Below are 19,018 nucleotides of genomic sequence, written 5' to 3' on the forward strand. Positions count from 1 at the left end.
ATGCGATCGAGGCCTTGAGGACGAGGTGCTGGGATTGTGATCGTGACACGTTTGATTCTGTCGGCAGAGTCTCAGCAGACGTGTCATTTCCGCGTGCACGCCTTTGGCCATGCTTCGTGACTCCTGGGCCCGTAAACGCAGAAACCCCACCGCTGGGGGTGGGGTTTCTGACATGAGGGGAGCCTGACGATTACCTACTTTCACACGGGCAATCCGCACTATCATCGGCGTGGAGTCGTTTCACGGTCCTGTTCGGGATGGGAAGGGGTGGGACCGACTCGCTATGGTCATCAGGCATGACGGGTTGCTGCGTCGCTGGGGGTTGGAGTCAACCGGTGAGCGCCACAGCCAATCGGGAAGAAGCGTAAAGGATTCGTGTGTGAATCGTGTTGGGGGGTTGTGTTGGTTCTGGCACAACACTGATCTCAACCGTGCGTCCTGTCACCTCCTGTGGAGGTTCGTATCCCCTTCGGGGATCGGACATCCGTAAGTGCTGAAGCACTAACGGTTGTCGAGACACACCTGTTATAGGATCAAGCCTTACGGGCAATTAGTATCAGTTAGCTCAGTACATTACTGTACGTGCACACCTGACCTATCAACGTCCTGGTCTTGAACGACCCTTCAAGGGGCTTAAAGCCCCGGGGATATCTCATCTCAAGGCGAGTTTCCCGCTTAGATGCTTTCAGCGGTTATCTCTTCCGAACATAGCTACCCGGCGATGCCACTGGCGTGACAACCGGTACACCAGAGGTTCGTCCACTCCGGTCCTCTCGTACTAGGAGCAGGTCCCTTCAAATATCCAGCGCCCACGGCAGATAGGGACCAAACTGTCTCACGACGTTTTAAACCCAGCTCACGTACCTCTTTAAATGGCGAACAGCCATACCCTTGGGACCGGCTACAGCCCCAGGATGAGATGAGCCGACATCGAGGTGCCAAACACCGCCGTCGATATGAACTCTTGGGCGGTATCAGCCTGTTATCCCCAGAGTACCTTTTATCCGTTGAGCGATGGCCCTTCCATACAGAACCACCGGATCACTATGACCTGCTTTCGCACCTGTTCGACTTGTCAGTCTCACAGTCAAGCACGCTTATGCCATTGCACTATCAGCACGATTTCCGACCGTACCTAGCGTACCTTCGTACTCCTCCGTTACACTTTGGGAGGAGACCGCCCCAGTCAAACTGCCTACCATGCACTGTCCCCGATCCGGATTACGGACCAAGGTTAGAACCTCAAACAGATCAGGGTGGTATTTCAAGGACGGCTCCACTGAGACTAGCGTCCCAGCTTCAAAGCCTCCCACCTATCCTACACAGACCGGTTCAAAGTCCAATGCAAAGCTACAGTAAAGGTTCATGGGGTCTTTCCGTCTAGCCGCGGGGAGATTGCATCATCACAAACACTTCAACTTCGCTGAGTCTCGGGAGGAGACAGTGTGGCCATCGTTACGCCATTCGTGCAGGTCGGAACTTACCCGACAAGGAATTTCGCTACCTTAGGACCGTTATAGTTACGGCCGCCGTTTACCGGGACTTCAATCAGGAGCTTGCACCCCATCATTTAATCTTCCGGCACCGGGCAGGCGTCACACCCTATACGTCCACTTTCGTGTTTGCAGAGTGCTGTGTTTTTATTAAACAGTCGCAGCCACCAGTTTATTGCAACCCTTTCACCCTTCTGGCGCAGGCCAGTCAAGCTACAAGGGCGTACCTTATCCCGAAGTTACGGTACCAATTTGCCGAGTTCCTTCTCCCGAGTTCTCTCAAGCGCCTTAGAATACTCATCTCGCCCACCTGTGTCGGTTTGCGGTACGGTCACTGTGAAACTGAAGCTTAGAGGCTTTTCCTGGAACCCCTTCCAGTTGCTTCGCGACCTAAGTCGCTCGCGCCACACCCTTGAATCCTGCGCCCGGATTTGCCAAAGCGCCTTCTCCAATGCAGCGACCGGGACTTCCAACACCCGGACAACCTTCCGCGATCCGTCCCCCCATCGCATTTCACAATGGTGCAGAAATATTAATCTGCTTCCCATCAGCTACGCATTTCTGCCTCGCCTTAGGGGCCGACTCACCCTACGCCGATGAACGTTGCGTAGGAAACCTTGGGCTTACGGCGAGGGGGCCTTTCACCCCCTTTATCGCTACTCATGTCAGCATTCGCACTTCCGATACCTCCAGCACACTTTCCAGTGCACCTTCGCAGGCTTACGGAACGCTCTCCTACCATGCATATAAATATGCATCCGCAGCTTCGGTATATGACTTAGCCCCGTTACATCTTCCGCGCAGGACGACTCGATCAGTGAGCTATTACGCTTTCTTTAAAGGATGGCTGCTTCTAAGCCAACCTCCTGACTGTTTTAGCCTTCCCACTTCGTTTCCCACTTAGTCATATTTGGGGACCTTAGCTGGCGGTCTGGGTTGTTTCCCTCTTGACACCGGACGTTAGCACCCGATGTCTGTCTCCCGTGATTGCACTCTTCGGTATTCGGAGTTTGCTATGGCGTAGTAATCCGCAATGGACCCCACAACCATGACAGTGCTCTACCCCCGAAGGTGATACACGAGGCACTACCTAAATAGTTTTCGGAGAGAACCAGCTATTTCCAGGTTTGTTTAGCCTTTCACCCCTATCCACAGCTCATCCCCTAACTTTTCAACGTTAGTGGGTTCGGTCCTCCAGCACGTGTTACCGTGCCTTCAACCTGGCCATGGATAGATCACCTGGTTTCGGGTCTACACCCAGCGACTGGACGCCCTGTTCGGACTCGCTTTCGCTACGCCTGCCCTAATCGGTTAAGCTTGCCACTGAATGTAAGTCGCTGACCCATTATACAAAAGGTACGCCGTCACCCCTTGCGAGGCTCCGACTGTTTGTATGCATGCGGTTTCAGGATCTGTTTCACTCCCCTCCCGGGGTTCTTTTCGCCTTTCCCTCACGGTACTGGTTCACTATCGGTCGATCACGAGTATTTAGCCTTGGAGGATGGTCCCCCCATCTTCAGACAGGATTTCACGTGTCCCGCCCTACTTGTCGTACACCCAGTTCTTTCCCGCTGTTTTCGTCTACAGGGCTATCACCTGCTATGGCCGCACTTTCCAGAGCGTTCGACTAACAATGAGAATAAAGAGTACAGGCTGATCCCATTTCGCTCGCCACTACTTTGGGAATCTCGGTTGATTTCTTTTCCTGCGGTTACTTAGATGTTTCAGTTCACCGCGTTCGCTTCACGTAGCCTATGTATTCAGCTACGGATACCTCATAAGAGGTGGGTTTCCCCATTCGGACATCTCCGGATCAATGCTCGTTTGCCAGCTCCCCGGAGCTTTTCGCAGGCTACCGCGTCCTTCATCGCCTGTGATCGCCAAGGCATCCACCACATGCACTTGTTCGCTTGACCCTATAACGGGTATGTCTCATCTCGAGACGCACTCGCTACAGGTTGAGTATTCGTGTTGCGCCGTATTCCAAAGCGATCTTTCGATCACTTAAAAATACATCGATACAATCACAACCCTGATTCACCTACTCACGCACCCATCTCTAAGTACGCTTTCGTGAATCTCTTTACTACTTCTTCCTGATTGTTAAAGAACGACAGCCGATTATGAGTTGCCTCATATCGCTCTGACTGGCTCAATCGCCAATGCGAAGTACTCAGCATCGCTTCATGCTGAACCCTTGGCATTGAGGATTGGTGGAGGATGACGGGATCGAACCGACGACCCCCTGCTTGCAAAGCAGGTGCTCTCCCAGCTGAGCTAATCCCCCAGTCATGCAACAGACAGATACCTCATCCGTTCAGCCCCAGCGGGTCTTCAGCCAGCACCACAGACAGGCACTGGTGGGTCTGGATGGATTCGAACCATCGACCCCCGCCTTATCAAGACGGTGCTCTAACCGACTGAGCTACAGACCCCTGAGTCTGTCTGATCTTCTTCTAACTACAGCCGATAAGCGTGAGCGCTTCGATGTCAGAACACGCGGGCTCTGGAAAGGAGGTGATCCAGCCGCACCTTCCGATACGGCTACCTTGTTACGACTTCACCCCAGTCATGAATCCTACCGTGGTGACCGTCCTCCTTGCGGTTAGACTAGCCACTTCTGGTAAAACCCACTCCCATGGTGTGACGGGCGGTGTGTACAAGACCCGGGAACGTATTCACCGCGGCATGCTGATCCGCGATTACTAGCGATTCCAGCTTCACGCACTCGAGTTGCAGAGTGCGATCCGGACTACGATCGGTTTTCTGGGATTGGCTCCACCTCGCGGCTTGGCAACCCTCTGTTCCGACCATTGTATGACGTGTGAAGCCCTACCCATAAGGGCCATGAGGACTTGACGTCATCCCCACCTTCCTCCGGTTTGTCACCGGCAGTCTCCCTGGAGTGCTCTTGCGTAGCAACTAGGGACAAGGGTTGCGCTCGTTGCGGGACTTAACCCAACATCTCACGACACGAGCTGACGACAGCCATGCAGCACCTGTGTTACGGCTCCCTTTCGGGCACATCCACCTCTCAGCGGACTTCCGTACATGTCAAGGGTAGGTAAGGTTTTTCGCGTTGCATCGAATTAATCCACATCATCCACCGCTTGTGCGGGTCCCCGTCAATTCCTTTGAGTTTTAATCTTGCGACCGTACTCCCCAGGCGGTCAACTTCACGCGTTAGCTACGTTACCAAGCCAATGAAGGCCCGACAACCAGTTGACATCGTTTAGGGCGTGGACTACCAGGGTATCTAATCCTGTTTGCTCCCCACGCTTTCGTGCATGAGCGTCAGTATTGGCCCAGGGGGCTGCCTTCGCCATCGGTATTCCTCCACATCTCTACGCATTTCACTGCTACACGTGGAATTCTACCCCCCTCTGCCATACTCAAGCCCGCCAGTCACAAATGCAGTTCCCAGGTTAAGCCCGGGGATTTCACATCTGTCTTAACGAACCGCCTGCGCACGCTTTACGCCCAGTAATTCCGATTAACGCTCGCACCCTACGTATTACCGCGGCTGCTGGCACGTAGTTAGCCGGTGCTTATTCTTCCGGTACCGTCATCCTCCAGAGGTATTAACCCCGAAGTTTTCTTTCCGGACAAAAGTGCTTTACAACCCGAAGGCCTTCTTCACACACGCGGCATTGCTGGATCAGGGTTGCCCCCATTGTCCAAAATTCCCCACTGCTGCCTCCCGTAGGAGTCTGGGCCGTGTCTCAGTCCCAGTGTGGCTGGTCGTCCTCTCAGACCAGCTACAGATCGTCGGCTTGGTAGGCCTTTACCCCACCAACTACCTAATCTGCCATCGGCCGCCCCTTGAGCGCGAGGTCCGAAGATCCCCCGCTTTCCTCCACAGAGCGTATGCGGTATTAATCCGGCTTTCGCCGGGCTATCCCCCACTCCAGGACACGTTCCGATGTATTACTCACCCGTTCGCCACTCGCCACCAGGATTGCTCCCGTGCTGCCGTCCGACTTGCATGTGTAAGGCATGCCGCCAGCGTTCAATCTGAGCCAGGATCAAACTCTTCAGTTCAAACCTGTTACTGTTTTCGGTTTCGTTAGAAACCGGTCGCTCACTCAACGTACTGACGATGATCAGCCTGTCTTTCAACAGGCAAACCTTCCTTCAATTACTGTGTGAGGCTTCTGATACTTTTGCCATACCGGCTCCGAAGAACCGGCTGCGCATTCCGCATCAAGCGCCCACACTTATCGGCTGTTAGTTTTTAAAGATCGTTCGTGAATCACAGCACCGCGACCTCCGGCACCGCTTCGTTTCACGTCGCTGCGTCCGCAGCAGAGAAGCGAGATTATGGAGAACTTTCACAGGATCGTCAACAGGTTTTTATTACTCACCCAACCTGTTCACCCCGCTGAAGCCCTTGCCATCAAAGGCTCTCCCGCTTCCCCGTGCCCCGGCATCCGGCGCACGAAAGAGCGGAATTCTAGCCGCCACGGCCGGAGCTTGCAAGTGCTATTTTGACAAGCGTATTAACGATGCTTGAAAACCGGCTTGCGCTTCTCAACGAACGCGGCCATGCCTTCCTTCTGGTCTTCGGTAGCGAAAAGCGAATGGAACAGGCGGCGCTCGAAATGCACGCCTTCCGCGAGCGTCGTTTCATAGGCCCGGTTGACCGACTCCTTAACCATCATCACAGCCGGCAATGGGAATTCCGCGATAGTTGCCGCAGCGGCAATCGATTCGTCAAGCAGCGTAGCCACCGGAATGACGCGCGAAACCAAGCCGGCGCGCTCAGCCTCCGCGGCATCCATGAAGCGAGCGGTCAGACAAAGGTCCATGGCCTTCGCCTTGGAAACAGCGCGCGGCAACCTCTGCGTGCCGCCCGCGCCCGGCATGACGCCGAGCTTGATTTCCGGTTGCCCGAACTTGGCCGTATCGGCGGCGAAAATCATGTCGCACATCATCGCCAGTTCGCAGCCGCCGCCAAGAGCGAAACCCGCCACCGCTGCAATAATCGGCTTGCGGATCGAGCGAACCGTTTCCCAATTGCGCGTGATGTAGTCGCCCTTGTAGACATCCATGTAGGTGTAGGACGACATCATGCCGATGTCCGCGCCAGCGGCGAACGCCTTCTCACTACCCGTCACCACGATCGCGCCGATCGCGTCGTCAGCGTCGAACTCGCGCAGCGCCGCGCCCAACTCATCCATCAACGCGTCATTCAGCGCATTCAATGCCTTCGGGCGATTCAACGTGATCAGGCCGACCCGCCCCCGCGTCTCGACCAGAATGTTCTCGTAATCCATGCCGCCTCCATATGGTTAATACCCACGCGAAAACGCTTCGCGCGACTCAATTAATAATGCTACCATTCACCAACCAACCGGTCGGTCAATTATTTGACAGCCTGTTCCCCAATGCACAGCCGAGCCATCCTGCCATGACACATCCGCTATTCACGAAGCACGAAGACACGCTGCAAAAGGCCCTCGCCGCGCTTGAAACGCGCGGCTACTGGAGCCCGTTCACCGAGATGCCTAGTCCAAAAGTGTACGGGGAAACAGCCAACGCGGACGGCGAAGCCGCATTCAAAGCGCTCCTCGACAAGACGTTCGACCTGGATCAGCCGTCGACGGGAGAAACCATCGGCACCGAAGTCTCGCCATTCGGCTTCCCCCTTGGCGTGCGCTACCCGAAGGCCGACCCGAACGCATTGATCGCCGCATCCACCGCTGCGCAGCGCGATTGGCGCGCGGCCGGCCCGCAGGCGTGGATCGGCGTCAGCCTGGAGATCCTCGCGCGACTGAATCGCGCAAGCTTCGAAATCGGCTACAGCGTGATGCACACAACCGGCCAGGCCTTCATGATGGCGTTTCAGGCCGGCGGCCCGCACGCCCAGGACCGCGCGCTCGAAGCGGTCGCGTATGCCTGGGATCAACTGCGCCGCACTCCCGCCGACGCCCACTGGGAAAAGCCCCAAGGCAAGAACCCGCCGCTCGCCATGCACAAGCGCTATACCGTCGTGCCGCGCGGTATCGGCCTCGTGCTGGGTTGCTGCACTTTCCCGACGTGGAACGGATATCCGGGACTTTTCGCCGATCTGGCCACCGGCAACACAGTCATCGTCAAGCCGCATCCGGGCGCGATCCTGCCGCTCGCATTGACCGTGCGCATCGCGCGTGACGTTTTGCGCGAAGCAGGCTTCGACCCGAACGTCGTCACCCTCCTGGCCACCGAGCCGAACGACGGCGCCCTCGTCCAGGAGCTGGCCCAACGTCCCGAAATCAAACTGATCGATTTCACCGGCAGCACGCAAAACGGTACGTGGCTCGAGCGCAATGCGCACCAGGCTCAGGTCTATACCGAAAAGGCCGGCGTCAATCAGATCGTGATCGACTCGGTCGACGACATCAAAGCCGCTGCCCGCAACATCGCATTCTCGTTGGCGCTCTACTCGGGCCAGATGTGCACCGCGCCGCAAAACATCTACGTGCCGCGCAACGGCATCCGCACCGCCGAGGGCACGCTCGGTTTCGATGACGTCGCTCAGGCGTTGGCCAGCGCGGTGCAAAAGCTCGTCGCCGATCCGGCTCGCGCAGTCGAACTGCTCGGCGCGATCCAGAACGACGGTGTCATGCAACGCATCGATGAAGCCACAAAGCTCGGCCACGTGCTCGCTCCGAGCCAGACGCTCGAGCATCCGGCCTTCCCCGGCGCTCGCGTGCGTACGCCTCTGATGCTGCAACTCGACGCCGCGACCGACCACGCGCAATTCACGAAAGAATGGTTCGGTCCGATTTCGTTCGTGATCGCAACGGACTCGACCGCGCAGTCGCTCGACCTCGCAGGCGCTATCGCCGCCGAGCACGGCGCACTGACGCTGTCGATCTACAGCACGGACAACGCAGTGCTCGACGAAGCACACGAAGCATCGATTCGCGGTGGCGTGGCACTCTCGATCAATCTGACCGGCGGCGTCTTCGTCAACCAGTCCGCGGCGTTCTCCGACTTCCACGGCACCGGCGCCAACCCGGCCGCCAATGCCGCGCTGGCCGATGCGGCCTTTGTCGCGAACCGCTTCCGTGTCGTTCAAAGCCGTATCCATGTTGAACCGAAAGCGGCGCCGGCGGTAGCCGGCTGAATGGCATAGGACAACAAACGCGGCATCAGCGCAAAGCACGGCCTGATCCTATGCCTTCCGGCCGAATGGACCGCGCCGCGCGCACTAACTAACATGAGACATCGGATCGGCATCACGCGCCGATCCGCTTCAGCGGGAATCTCCATGACCGACGCCTTCATCTGCGATGCAATCCGTACTCCGATCGGCCGCTACGGCGGTGCCCTGAAAGACGTCCGCGCCGACGACCTTGGCGCCGTGCCGATCAAAGCACTGATCGAGCGCAATCCGGGCGTCGACTGGCGCGCGGTCGACGACGTGATCTATGGCTGCGCGAATCAGGCCGGTGAAGACAACCGCAACGTCGCGCGGATGTCCGCGTTGCTGGCCGGCTTGCCCACCGACGCGCCGGGCGCAACCATCAACCGGTTGTGCGGCTCGGGTATGGACGCGGTCGGCACCGCCGCACGCGCGATCAAGGCCGGCGAAGCGCGCCTCATGATTGCCGGCGGCGTTGAAAGCATGACGCGCGCACCGTTTGTGATGGGCAAGGCGAGCAGCGCCTTCGCGCGGCAGGCCGATATCCATGACACGACCATCGGTTGGCGCTTTATCAACCCGCTGATGAAACGCCAGTACGGCGTCGACTCGATGCCGGAGACCGCGGAAAACGTCGCAGTCGAATTCGGTGTTAGCCGTGCTGACCAGGATGCATTCGCGCTCGCCAGCCAGCAAAAAGCGGCTCGCGCGCAGCGCGACGGCACGTTGGAGGAAGAAATCGTCGGCGTCGACATTCCGCAAAAGAAGGGTGACCCCGTGCGCGTTCTGCTGGACGAACATCCGCGCGAGACGTCGCTCGAAAGCCTCGGCAAGCTCAAAGGCGTCGTCCGCCCTGACGGCAGCGTGACCGCGGGCAATGCGTCCGGTGTCAATGACGGCGCCTGCGCGCTGCTGCTCGCGAACCAGCAGGCGGCGGACCAATACGGCCTGCGGCGCCGCGCGCGCGTGGTGGGCATGGCAACGGCCGGCGTCGAGCCGCGCATCATGGGCATCGGCCCGGCGCCAGCCACGCAAAAGCTGCTCAGGCAACTCGGCATGACGCTCGAACAGTTCGATGTGATCGAACTCAACGAAGCGTTTGCGTCGCAAGGGCTGGCCGTGCTGCGCACACTTGGTTTGCGCGACGACGACCCGCGCGTCAACCCGAACGGCGGCGCTATCGCGCTCGGTCATCCGCTCGGCGCATCCGGCGCGCGCCTGATCACCACCGCGTTGTATCAACTGGAACGGACTAACGGCCGTTTCGCGCTGTGCACGATGTGCATCGGCGTCGGCCAAGGCATCGCGCTGGTCATCGAGCGGCTTTAAGTCGCTCCAGCAGCAACGCCACAGCGCCCACCGGTCAACGAGACTTTGAGGAGACACCCATGTCGTATGAAGCGATCCAGCTGGACATCGACACATCGAGCAATGTCGCCACCATCACCCTGAATCGCCCGGACAAGCTCAACAGCTTTACGCGCGCGATGCATCGGGAATTGAGCGCGGCGCTCGACGAGGTCGAAGCATCCGGCGCTCGCGCTCTCGTGTTGACCGGTGCGGGCCGCGGCTTCTGCGCCGGCCAGGATCTCGCCGACCTCGACTTCACGCCAGGCGCGATGACCGATCTCGGCGGCCTGATCGACGAATACTTCAATCCTCTGATCCGCCGCCTGCAGGCACTTCCGTTGCCGGTGATCGCCGCCGTAAATGGCACGGCCGCCGGCGCAGGCGCGAATCTCGCGCTCGCCTGCGATCTCGTGCTCGCGTCGCGTTCCGCGAGCTTCATTCAGGCGTTCGTGAAGATCGGCCTCGTGCCCGATTCGGGCGGCACGTGGTTCCTGCCCCAGCGCGTCGGCATGGCACGCGCGTTGGGGCTCGCCATCACTGGCGACAAACTCAGTGCCGAGAAAGCGGAAAGCTGGGGCTTGATCTGGCAGGTGCTAGACGATGCCGAACTCGCCGCGACCGCCACCAAACTGGCGACCCAGCTCGCCCAGCAGCCAACGCGCGCGATCGCGGCGATCAAGCAGGCTATGCGCGCGGGCTCGACCCAGACGCTCGATCAGCAACTTGACCTCGAGCGCGATCTGCAGCGCGAACTCGGCGCTTCTCACGACTACGCGGAAGGCGTCCAGGCGTTCATCGAAAAGCGCGCGCCGCGCTTCGAGGGGCGTTGATATGTCCACGCAAACCACTCGCCCCGACCAAATGACGCCCGACGAACTCGCCCGCGCTACCGCCGCCGCGATGTATGAGAACGACGCGTGCAGCCGCGCGCTCGGACTGGAAATACTCGAAGTACGGCCTGGCTATGCGCGGCTGCGCATGGCGGTGCGCGAAGATTTCCTGAACGGCCACCAGATCTGCCACGGCGGCCTGATTTTTACGCTCGCGGATTCGACCTTCGCATTTGCCTGCAACACCTACAACATCAACACGGTCGCGGCCGGCTGTTCGATCGAATTTCTGCGGCCCGTGTACGGCGACGACGTGCTGAGCGCGGAAGCGGTCGAGCAGACATTGAGCGGACGCACCGGCATCTACGATATCCGCGTGACGAATCGCGCCGGGGAAACCGTCGCGATGTTTCGCGGCAAGTCAGCGCAAATCAAGGGCACCCTGATTCCGACCGGTAACTAACACATAAATAGAAGCGGCAAACCACGCCGCCTTCATGGACAACCGTCCGTTCCAGACTTCCGGCGCTCCCGAGCGCCGCACTACCAGACCCAGGCATTGAGGCAGTAAGGAGACATTCGATGAGCACCGCCCTTCCCCTCGACCCGATCGAGACCGCCAGCCGCGACGAGCTCGCCGCGCTCCAACTTGAACGGCTCAAATGGTCGCTGAACCATGCGTACGAAAACTCGCCCGTGTATCAGCGCAAGTTCGACGAAGCGGGTGTTCATCCGAGCGAGCTCAAGACGCTCGCGGACCTCGCCCGCTTCCCGTTCACCACCAAGAAGGACCTGCGCGATAACTACCCGTTCGGAATGTTCGCCGTGCCGCAGGAGCAGATTTCGCGGATCCATGCGTCGTCCGGCACGACCGGCAAGCCGACCGTCGTCGGCTATACCGCGCGCGACATCGACACGTGGGCGAATCTTGTCGCACGCTCGGTGCGCGCCGCCGGTGCAAGACGTGGCGACAAAGTGCACGTGAGCTACGGCTACGGTCTCTTCACCGGCGGCCTCGGCGCGCACTACGGCGCGGAGCGCGCGGGGCTCACCGTGATCCCGTTTGGCGGCGGCCAGACCGAGAAGCAGGTGCAACTGATTCAGGATTTCCGCCCGGACATCATCATGGTGACGCCGAGCTACATGCTGTCGATCGCCGACGAGCTCGAACGTCAAGGTGTCGATCCGGCCACCTGCTCGCTGCGCATCGGCATCTTCGGCGCAGAGCCGTGGACCAACGACATGCGTCAAGCGATCGAAAAACGCATGGGCATCGACGCGGTCGACATCTACGGTCTCTCTGAAGTGATCGGCCCGGGCGTCGCGTCGGAGTGCGTCGAGACGAAAGACGGCCCGACGATCTGGGAAGATCATTTCTATCCCGAGATCATCGATCCGGAGACCGGCGAGGTGCTGCCCGATGGCGAACTCGGCGAGTTGGTGTTCACGTCACTGACGAAAGAAGCGCTGCCGATCATCCGCTATCGCACGCGCGACCTCACGCGCCTGCTGCCGGGTACCGCGCGCACGATGCGGCGCATGGAGAAGATCACCGGCCGCTCGGACGACATGATGATCGTGCGCGGCGTCAACGTGTTCCCGACGCAGATCGAGGAACTGCTGCTCAAGCAGCACGCGCTCGCGCCGCACTATCAGATCGTGCTGACGAAGGAAGGTCCGCTCGACGTTTTGACGTTGAACGTCGAACCGTGCCCGGAAAGCGCGCCGGATGCGGCGGCGCTGAGCGCCGCAAAAAACGCGCTGGCGTATGACATCAAGGCGCTGATCGGTGTGAGCGCGGTGATCAATGTGCTGGCGGTGAACGGCATCGAACGCTCGGTAGGCAAGGCTCGGCGCGTGGTCGACAAACGCAAGTCCGGGCTTTGATCCGGGCGACGCGCAACGCGGGAACCGCGCAGAAAACGCGGCAATAAAAATGGCGTCAGTGGCGGATTTCGATCCGGACGCGACGCCGTTTTTTTATTGGCATTTGTCTATTTGACTTCTCTATCTGCAGCCGCTCAAAAAGCAACTCGCGGGAAGCCGCTGCAACCACTGCGATAAGCCTCATCACCGCAAGCAGCCAATTCTGCACGACCCGCGTGCCAGTCGCACCACACAGGTTTGGCTTCATCAGAAGCCGGCCTCCGGCACGGGGCACCCTACGAATTCGGCAGCAGCAACCACATCCGGCCGCCCTGCTTCATCTTGCCCGCCAGATCGCCGGCGTCGTCACCCAGTCCCCAGAAGTAGTCGGCACGCACGCTGCCTTTGATCGCGCTGCCGGTGTCCTGGGCAAATACGAGGCGGTTCATCGGCGAATTCGTCAACGGACGGGTGGTCTGCAGGAACACCGGCGTACCGAGCGGAATTGCGCTCGGGTCGACCGCGATCGAACGTTCCGGCGTCAGCGGCACGCCGAGCGCACCGATCGGACCATCCGCGCCGCCGCCCGGCGTGCTTTCGGCCGACGGCATCTCACGGAAAAACACGAAACGCGGATTCGTATCGAGCAGCGCATCGACGCGCGTCGGGTTCGCGCGCGCCCATGCCTTGATGCCTTGCATCGTCGCCTGCGCGGGCGTGATTTCGCCACGATCGAGCAGCCAGCGCCCGATCGACTTGTACGGTTGATTGTTGGTGCCGCCAAAGCCGACGCGCATCACGCTGCCGTCTTCCATCACGATGCGCCCGGAGCCCTGCACCTGCAGGAAGAATGCTTCGATCGGGTCGTCGACCCACACGAGTTCGTTGCCATTGAGCACGCCCGTGCGCTCGAGCTGCGCGCGCGCCGGCAGCGACTCGCCCGCGCGATAGCCGGCGGGCCAGCGGTACAGCGCTGTCTGATAGACGCCATGCCGGGTGCGCGAACCGCGTAGCAGCGGCTCGTAGTAGCCGGTGACGAGGCCGTCGAGCGTGCCGTCGCTATTCGCTAATTGAAAGGGCGTGAAGTAGGCCTCGAAGAATGCCCGTGCACTGGTGACGTCGAGATCGTCGATTTGCGCGGCGGCCGCGCAGGCACGCGACCATCTAGGCTCACGCGCGAGCCGCACACAGTTTTGCCGCAGCGCGGCCGTCGCGCCGATCAGCGAGTCGTCCTGCCAGCCCGGCACCTGTTGCCAGGCAACCGCTGTCAATCGTGTCGAGGCAATCTGACCGGGGATAATCGCTGCTCCGCTCGGCGGTGAAGGCCGGATCGCGCCGCCACCACCGCAGGACGCGAGCAATACCGCAACCGACAACGCTCCGAGCCAGCCGCTGGCCCGTCGGACAAAACGCATACAATGTTCGTTCTTGATGGAAACCGCCATGTCTGATCTGTTCGACGAATACCCGATGCTGATCTTCGCGCTGGAAGCGTTTGTCGCGCTTTTCCTGCTCGTCTTTATCGTCCTGTGGACGTCGTCGGGAAAAAAGAAAGCGGCACGTGCAAGGTCGGCGGAACAATCCCAACAGCAAAAGCCGCGGTGATGCTAGCCGGCGAGCCGCGCGTACAACCTGATTAAAGACCGCCCGCCTGTGTGACGGTTCAATGCAGCGTACGCGGCATGCGCAATACGAACTCCGGCACCGGCGCATCGAAGCGCTCGCCGTCCTCGGCCACGCAGAAGTAATCGCCGCGCATCGTGCCGACCGGCGTCGCGATCACGGCCCAACTCGTGTATTCGAAATGCTCGCCCGGTTTGAGCAGCGGCTGATGCCCGACCACACCGAGACCTTTCACTTCCTGCACCGTGTTGTCGCTATCGGTGATGACCCAATGACGCGCGATCAACTGGGCGGGCACCTGGCCGGTGTTGCGGATGGTCAGCGTGTAGGCAAAGGCGTACTGGCGGCGCTCCGGGTCCGACTCTTCCGGCAGATATTGCACCTGCGCCGAGACGCTGAATTCGTACTGGCTCATCCTGATTCCGGTCTGATGAAACGACGTGTGAAAAATCGTGGGAAGACCCGAACGCCAATAATTTGCGTGGACATCGGCGATGCGGCACTCATGGAGTGGCATTCTGCTTGATGCACGGCACGCCCGCAACCGGGCAAATCCTTTGGCGAGAGGCGTTCGGCGCGTCTCATCATGCCCCGACGTTTCCCGGGGCGCCGCCATTTCGCCCCGCCCTCCCGCCGCGGTCTCGCTGACGTCTCGCCACCGGCACGTTGATATTTCCGTGCCATCCCGCCGCTCCATTTCATCTCGCGGCTCCGTGCCGCCTATACCTCGCCGACCCTCGCCAACGAATTCTCCGGCCGCCACGCAGCCTGCGGCCTACCCGCGCAAGACGGTAAAATGGCGCTTTCCCGCTTGCATCCGCCCCCGCCATGACGCAATTCCGCATCGCTCCCAGCATTCTGTCCGCCGATTTCGCCCGCCTGGGCGAAGAGGTCCGCAACGTGGTCGCCGCCGGCGCCGACTGGATCCACTTCGACGTGATGGACAATCACTACGTGCCGAACCTCACTATCGGCCCGCTCGTTTGCGAAGCCATTCGCCCGCACGTCGACGTGCCGATCGACGTGCATCTGATGGTGCGTCCGGTCGATCGCATCGTGCCGGACTTCGCGAAAGCCGGTGCGAATGTGATCAGCTTCCATCCGGAAGGCTCGGATCACATCGATCGCACGCTGTCGCTGATCCGCGATCACGGCTGCAAGGCCGGCCTCGTGTTCAACCCGGCGACGTCGCTGAACTACCTCGATCACGTGATGGATAAGATCGACCTGGTGCTGATCATGTCGGTCAATCCGGGTTTCGGCGGTCAGTCGTTCATCCCCGAGGCGCTGAACAAACTGCGTGAAGCGCGTAAGCGCATCGACGCGTACAACGAGCGCACCGGCCGCGACATCCACCTCGAAGTGGACGGCGGCGTGAAGGTCGACAACATCGCCGAAATCGCGGCGGCCGGCGCGGACACGTTCGTGGCCGGCTCGGCGATCTTCGGCCAGCCCGATCACAAGGTCGTGATCGACAAGATGCGCGCCGCCCTCGCCACCGTTCAGCGTTGATCCGCCCATGACTGCTCCGCACCCTTACGCCGCCCCCACCTTCACCGGCCCGCGCCTCGAAGCCGCGATCATCGACCTCGACGGCACGATGGTCGACACCGCCGACGACTTCACCGCCGGCCTGAACGGCATGCTGGCCCAGCTCGACGCCGCCGAAACCTCGCGCGAGGAAGTGATCGACTATGTCGGCAAGGGTTCGGAGCATCTGATTCAAAGCGTGCTCGCGCAGCGCTTCGAAGCCGGCCACGCCCAGGAGCGCTTCGAGGAAGCGCTCGCGATCTATCAGGTGGAATACGAGAAGATCAACGGTGTGCATACGCGGCTGTATCCCGACGTCGAAGCCGGTTTGCGCGCAATGCGCGACGCCGGCCTGAAGCTCGCGTGCGTGACCAACAAGCCGCACCGCTTCGCGATCGAACTGCTGCAACAGTACGGCCTTGCGCAATATTTCAGCGTCGTGCTGGGCGGCGACAGCCTCGCGAAAAAGAAGCCCGACCCGCTGCCGATGCTCACCGCCGCCGCGCAACTGGGTGTCGAAGCGGGTGCCACGGTCGCGATCGGCGATTCCGAAAACGACGCGCTGGCGGGCCGCGCGGCCGGCATGGCGACGCTCACGGTGCCCTACGGTTACAACCACGGCCAAGCTATACAAACGATAAAATCCGATGGTATAGTTGCCTCGCTGCTCGACGCCGCCAAGGCGATCGCAGCGCACCAATCCACGACTTGAACAGTCCTTCATCCTGATGTTTCTGAACAAAAAACGGAGTCTGATTAGCATCGACCGGGGAGCCTGGCCCTGGCGTCGCTGGTCGCGCTAACCTCGCCTGAGGTACGCTGAAGCTAGTCTTCGGCAACCGTTTTTTGCTTCGCTGCGCTCACGCGCTTTTTCCATCGTTGTGTTTTTTCGCTGCTGCATCGGCTGATTGGGCCTGCGCGTACCCGCAAAGTACCGCCGCGCACCACGCACCGCTTGTACGCGTCGATGGGAAACTCGCGCCGGTCGGTATCATCGTGTCGAAAACATCGACGGACTCCCTGACCGGAGGCGCCTCGCCCCGCTTTGTCCGACGCTTTGCCGGCGGACCACCGTACAGGATCGGAACATGACCGAACTCGAATTCCAGTCCCTCGCCAACGAGGGTTTCAACCGCATCCCGCTGATCGCCGAAGCGCTCGCCGACCTCGAAACGCCGCTGTCGCTGTATCTGAAGCTCGCGCAGACCGAGCGCAACGGCGCGAACTCGTTCCTGCTCGAATCAGTGGTGGGCGGTGAGCGTTTCGGACGCTATTCGTTCATCGGCCTGCCGGCGCGCACTGTAGTGCGCACGCGCAACGGCATGTCGGAAGTGGTGCGCGACGGCAAGATCGTCGAAACGCACGACGGCGATCCGCTCGCTTTCATCCAGCAGTTCCAGGCGCGCTTCAAGGTCGCGCAACGCCCGGGGCTGCCGCGCTTCACGGGCGGTCTCGCCGGTTACTTCGGCTATGACGCGGTCCGCTACATCGAGAAAAAGCTCGCGCACAGCGCGCCGCAAGACGATCTGAACCTGCCAGACATCCAGTTGCTGCTGACCGAAGAAGTCGCGGTGATCGACAACCTCGCGGGCAAGCTGTATCTGGTTATCTACGTGGATCCGACCCAGCCCGAGGCCTACACGAAAGCGAAGCACCGGCTGCGCGAATTGCGTCAGCGGCTGCGCGCGACGGTTGCGCCGCCGGTCACGTCGGCGAGCGTGCGCACCGAGACCCACCGCGAGTTCGCGAAAGACGATTACCTCGCCGCCGTGCGCAAGGCGAAGGAATACATCGCAGCCGGCGAACTGATGCAGGTACAGGTCGGCCAGCGCCTGATCAAGCCGTACCGCGACAATCCGCTGTCGCTGTACCGCGCGCTGCGCTCGCTGAACCCGTCGCCGTATATGTATTACTACAACTTCGGCGATTTCCATGTGGTCGGCGCATCGCCGGAAATTCTGGTGCGCCAGGAAAAGCGCGGCGAAGACCGCATCGTCACGATCCGGCCACTCGCCGGCACGCGTCCGCGCGGCAATACGCCCGAGCGCGACGCCGAACTCGCGACCGAACTGCTGAACGACCCGAAGGAAATCGCCGAGCACGTGATGCTGATCGACCTCGCGCGCAACGACGTCGGCCGCATCGCGCAGATCGGCTCGGTCGTCGTGACCGACAAGATGGTGATCGAAAAGTACTCGCACGTGCAGCACATCGTCAGTTCGGTCGAAGGCAAGCTGAAAGCCGGCACCACCAATTTCGACGTGCTGCGCGCGACGTTCCCGGCCGGCACGCTGTCGGGCGCGCCGAAGGTCCGCGCGATGGAGCTGATCGACGAACTGGAACCCGTGAAGCGCGGCTTGTACGGCGGAGCGGTCGGCTATCTGTCGTTCACCGGTGAAATGGATCTGGCGATCACGATCCGCACCGGCGTGATCGCGAACGGCAATCTGTATGTGCAGGCGGCTGCGGGCGTAGTCGCGGATTCGGTGCCCGAATCCGAATGGCAAGAGACCGAGAACAAGGCACGCGCGGTGTTGCGCGCCGCCGAACAGGTTCAAGACGGCCTCGATAGCGACTTCTGACCGGAGACACACCATGCTGCTCATGATCGACAACTACGACTCGTTCACCTACAACCTGGTGCAGTACTTCGGCGAACTCGGCGAAGACGTGCACACCTATCGCAACGACGAAATCACGCTGGATGAAATCGCGAAGCTGAACCCCGAGCGCATCTGCCTGTCGCCCGGCCCGAGCAATCCGCAACACGCGGGCATCACGCTCGACGTGCTGCGCACATTCGCCGGCAAGACGCCGATTCTCGGCGTGTGCCTCGGCCATCAGGCGATCGGCGAGGCATTCGGCGGGCGCGTCGTGCGCGCGCAGACCATCATGCACGGCAAGGTCAGCACGATCGAAACCGACTGCAAGGGCGTGTTCGCCGATCTGCCGAAGCATTTCGCGGTGACGCGCTATCACTCGCTCGCGATCGAGCGCGAATCGCTGCCCGACTGTCTCGAAGTGTCCGCATGGACCGAGGACGGCGAAATCATGGGCGTGCGCCATAAAGAACTCGCGGTCGAAGGCGTACAGTTCCACCCGGAATCGATCCTGTCCGAACACGGCCACGCGCTGCTCGAAAACTTCGTGAAGCAGTCGAAGCTCGCCGCTTCCCGCCACGCCTGATGAAGAGAGAC

General features: G+C 60.5%; 14 protein-coding genes, 2 tRNA genes and 3 rRNA genes. 10 read left to right on the forward strand and 9 right to left on the reverse strand.

The features are described 5' to 3' along the window. Positions 1 to 181 precede the first annotated feature (181 nt). The 6 genes from rrf to L0U82_RS16070 form a co-directional block, all read right to left on the reverse strand. Positions 182 to 295 (reverse strand): 5S ribosomal RNA (gene rrf / locus L0U82_RS16045). A 234-nt stretch (positions 296 to 529) separates the two neighbouring features. Continuing rightward, positions 530 to 3,409 (reverse strand): 23S ribosomal RNA (locus L0U82_RS16050). A gap of 295 nt (positions 3,410 to 3,704) precedes the next feature. Beyond that, a tRNA-Ala gene (locus L0U82_RS16055) sits at positions 3,705 to 3,780 on the reverse strand. Between the two features lie 71 nt (positions 3,781 to 3,851). Then, a tRNA-Ile gene (locus L0U82_RS16060) sits at positions 3,852 to 3,928 on the reverse strand. 75 nt (positions 3,929 to 4,003) lie between these two features. After that, positions 4,004 to 5,534, reverse strand: a 16S ribosomal RNA gene (locus tag L0U82_RS16065). Together the 16S, 23S and 5S rRNA genes with 2 tRNA genes alongside form the textbook arrangement of a ribosomal RNA operon. 458 nt (positions 5,535 to 5,992) lie before the next feature. Further along, positions 5,993 to 6,769 (reverse strand): enoyl-CoA hydratase, encoded by a 777-nt coding sequence (locus L0U82_RS16070; RefSeq protein ID WP_233832229.1) that lies wholly within the window; start codon positions 6,767 to 6,769, stop codon positions 5,993 to 5,995. A gap of 134 nt (positions 6,770 to 6,903) precedes the next feature. Here L0U82_RS16070 and paaN point away from each other — a divergent pair, with 134 nt between their 5' ends. The 5 genes from paaN to paaK all read left to right on the forward strand — a co-directional run bounded on the left by paaN (position 6,904) and on the right by paaK (position 12,689). Further along, positions 6,904 to 8,604 (forward strand): phenylacetic acid degradation protein PaaN, encoded by a 1,701-nt coding sequence (paaN, locus tag L0U82_RS16075; RefSeq protein WP_233832231.1) that lies wholly within the window; start codon positions 6,904 to 6,906, stop codon positions 8,602 to 8,604. 144 nt (positions 8,605 to 8,748) lie between these two features. After that, positions 8,749 to 9,951 (forward strand): 3-oxoadipyl-CoA thiolase, encoded by a 1,203-nt coding sequence (gene pcaF / locus L0U82_RS16080; RefSeq protein ID WP_233832232.1) that lies wholly within the window; start codon positions 8,749 to 8,751, stop codon positions 9,949 to 9,951. 59 nt (positions 9,952 to 10,010) lie between these two features. After that, positions 10,011 to 10,802, forward strand: a complete 792-nt coding sequence (gene paaG, locus L0U82_RS16085) for a 2-(1,2-epoxy-1,2-dihydrophenyl)acetyl-CoA isomerase PaaG (RefSeq protein WP_233832233.1) — start codon at positions 10,011 to 10,013, stop codon at positions 10,800 to 10,802. 1 nt (position 10,803) lies between these two features. Beyond that, on the forward strand, positions 10,804 to 11,265 hold the full coding sequence (gene paaI / locus L0U82_RS16090; RefSeq protein WP_233832234.1) for a hydroxyphenylacetyl-CoA thioesterase PaaI: 462 nt from the start codon (positions 10,804 to 10,806) through the stop codon (positions 11,263 to 11,265). A gap of 119 nt (positions 11,266 to 11,384) precedes the next feature. Beyond that, positions 11,385 to 12,689, forward strand: a complete 1,305-nt coding sequence (gene paaK, locus L0U82_RS16095; protein ID WP_233832236.1) for a phenylacetate--CoA ligase PaaK — start codon at positions 11,385 to 11,387, stop codon at positions 12,687 to 12,689. A 55-nt stretch (positions 12,690 to 12,744) separates the two neighbouring features. On the opposite strand, the gene L0U82_RS16100 is transcribed toward paaK, so the two are convergent. Together L0U82_RS16100 and mltA are read right to left on the reverse strand one after the other, a co-directional pair. Next, positions 12,745 to 12,936: a hypothetical protein gene (locus L0U82_RS16100; RefSeq protein ID WP_233832237.1), complete on the reverse strand. Its 192-nt coding sequence runs from the start codon at positions 12,934 to 12,936 to the stop codon at positions 12,745 to 12,747. Between the two features lie 28 nt (positions 12,937 to 12,964). Then, entirely contained in the window at positions 12,965 to 14,083 is a 1,119-nt protein-coding gene (mltA, locus tag L0U82_RS16105; RefSeq protein ID WP_233832238.1) for a murein transglycosylase A, read from the reverse strand. Positions 14,084 to 14,099: 16 nt separating this feature from the next. Between mltA and L0U82_RS16110 the strand changes: the two genes are divergently transcribed. Continuing rightward, positions 14,100 to 14,273 carry a hypothetical protein gene (locus tag L0U82_RS16110; protein WP_233833364.1) on the forward strand — a complete coding sequence of 58 codons (174 nt, stop codon included), beginning with the start codon at positions 14,100 to 14,102 and terminating at the stop codon, positions 14,271 to 14,273. A gap of 58 nt (positions 14,274 to 14,331) precedes the next feature. On the opposite strand, the gene apaG is transcribed toward L0U82_RS16110, so the two are convergent. Next, positions 14,332 to 14,706, reverse strand: a complete 375-nt coding sequence (gene apaG / locus L0U82_RS16115; protein ID WP_167045820.1) for a Co2+/Mg2+ efflux protein ApaG — start codon at positions 14,704 to 14,706, stop codon at positions 14,332 to 14,334. 413 nt (positions 14,707 to 15,119) lie between these two features. Here apaG and rpe point away from each other — a divergent pair, with 413 nt between their 5' ends. From rpe to L0U82_RS16135, 4 genes are all read left to right on the forward strand, one after another. Continuing rightward, entirely contained in the window at positions 15,120 to 15,803 is a 684-nt protein-coding gene (gene rpe / locus L0U82_RS16120) for a ribulose-phosphate 3-epimerase (protein ID WP_233832240.1), read from the forward strand. 7 nt (positions 15,804 to 15,810) lie between these two features. Beyond that, a complete protein-coding gene (locus L0U82_RS16125) occupies positions 15,811 to 16,533 on the forward strand; it encodes a phosphoglycolate phosphatase (RefSeq protein WP_233832241.1) in 723 nt (240 codons plus the stop codon). Between the two features lie 376 nt (positions 16,534 to 16,909). Next, positions 16,910 to 18,403 (forward strand): anthranilate synthase component I, encoded by a 1,494-nt coding sequence (trpE, locus tag L0U82_RS16130; protein WP_233832243.1) that lies wholly within the window; start codon positions 16,910 to 16,912, stop codon positions 18,401 to 18,403. A 13-nt stretch (positions 18,404 to 18,416) separates the two neighbouring features. Beyond that, a complete protein-coding gene (locus tag L0U82_RS16135; protein ID WP_233832244.1) occupies positions 18,417 to 19,007 on the forward strand; it encodes an aminodeoxychorismate/anthranilate synthase component II in 591 nt (196 codons plus the stop codon). The last annotated feature ends 11 nt before the right edge of the window (positions 19,008 to 19,018 follow it).

Source organism: Paraburkholderia sp. ZP32-5 (assembly GCF_021390495.1).
Taxonomy (GTDB): Bacteria; Pseudomonadota; Gammaproteobacteria; order Burkholderiales; family Burkholderiaceae; genus Paraburkholderia.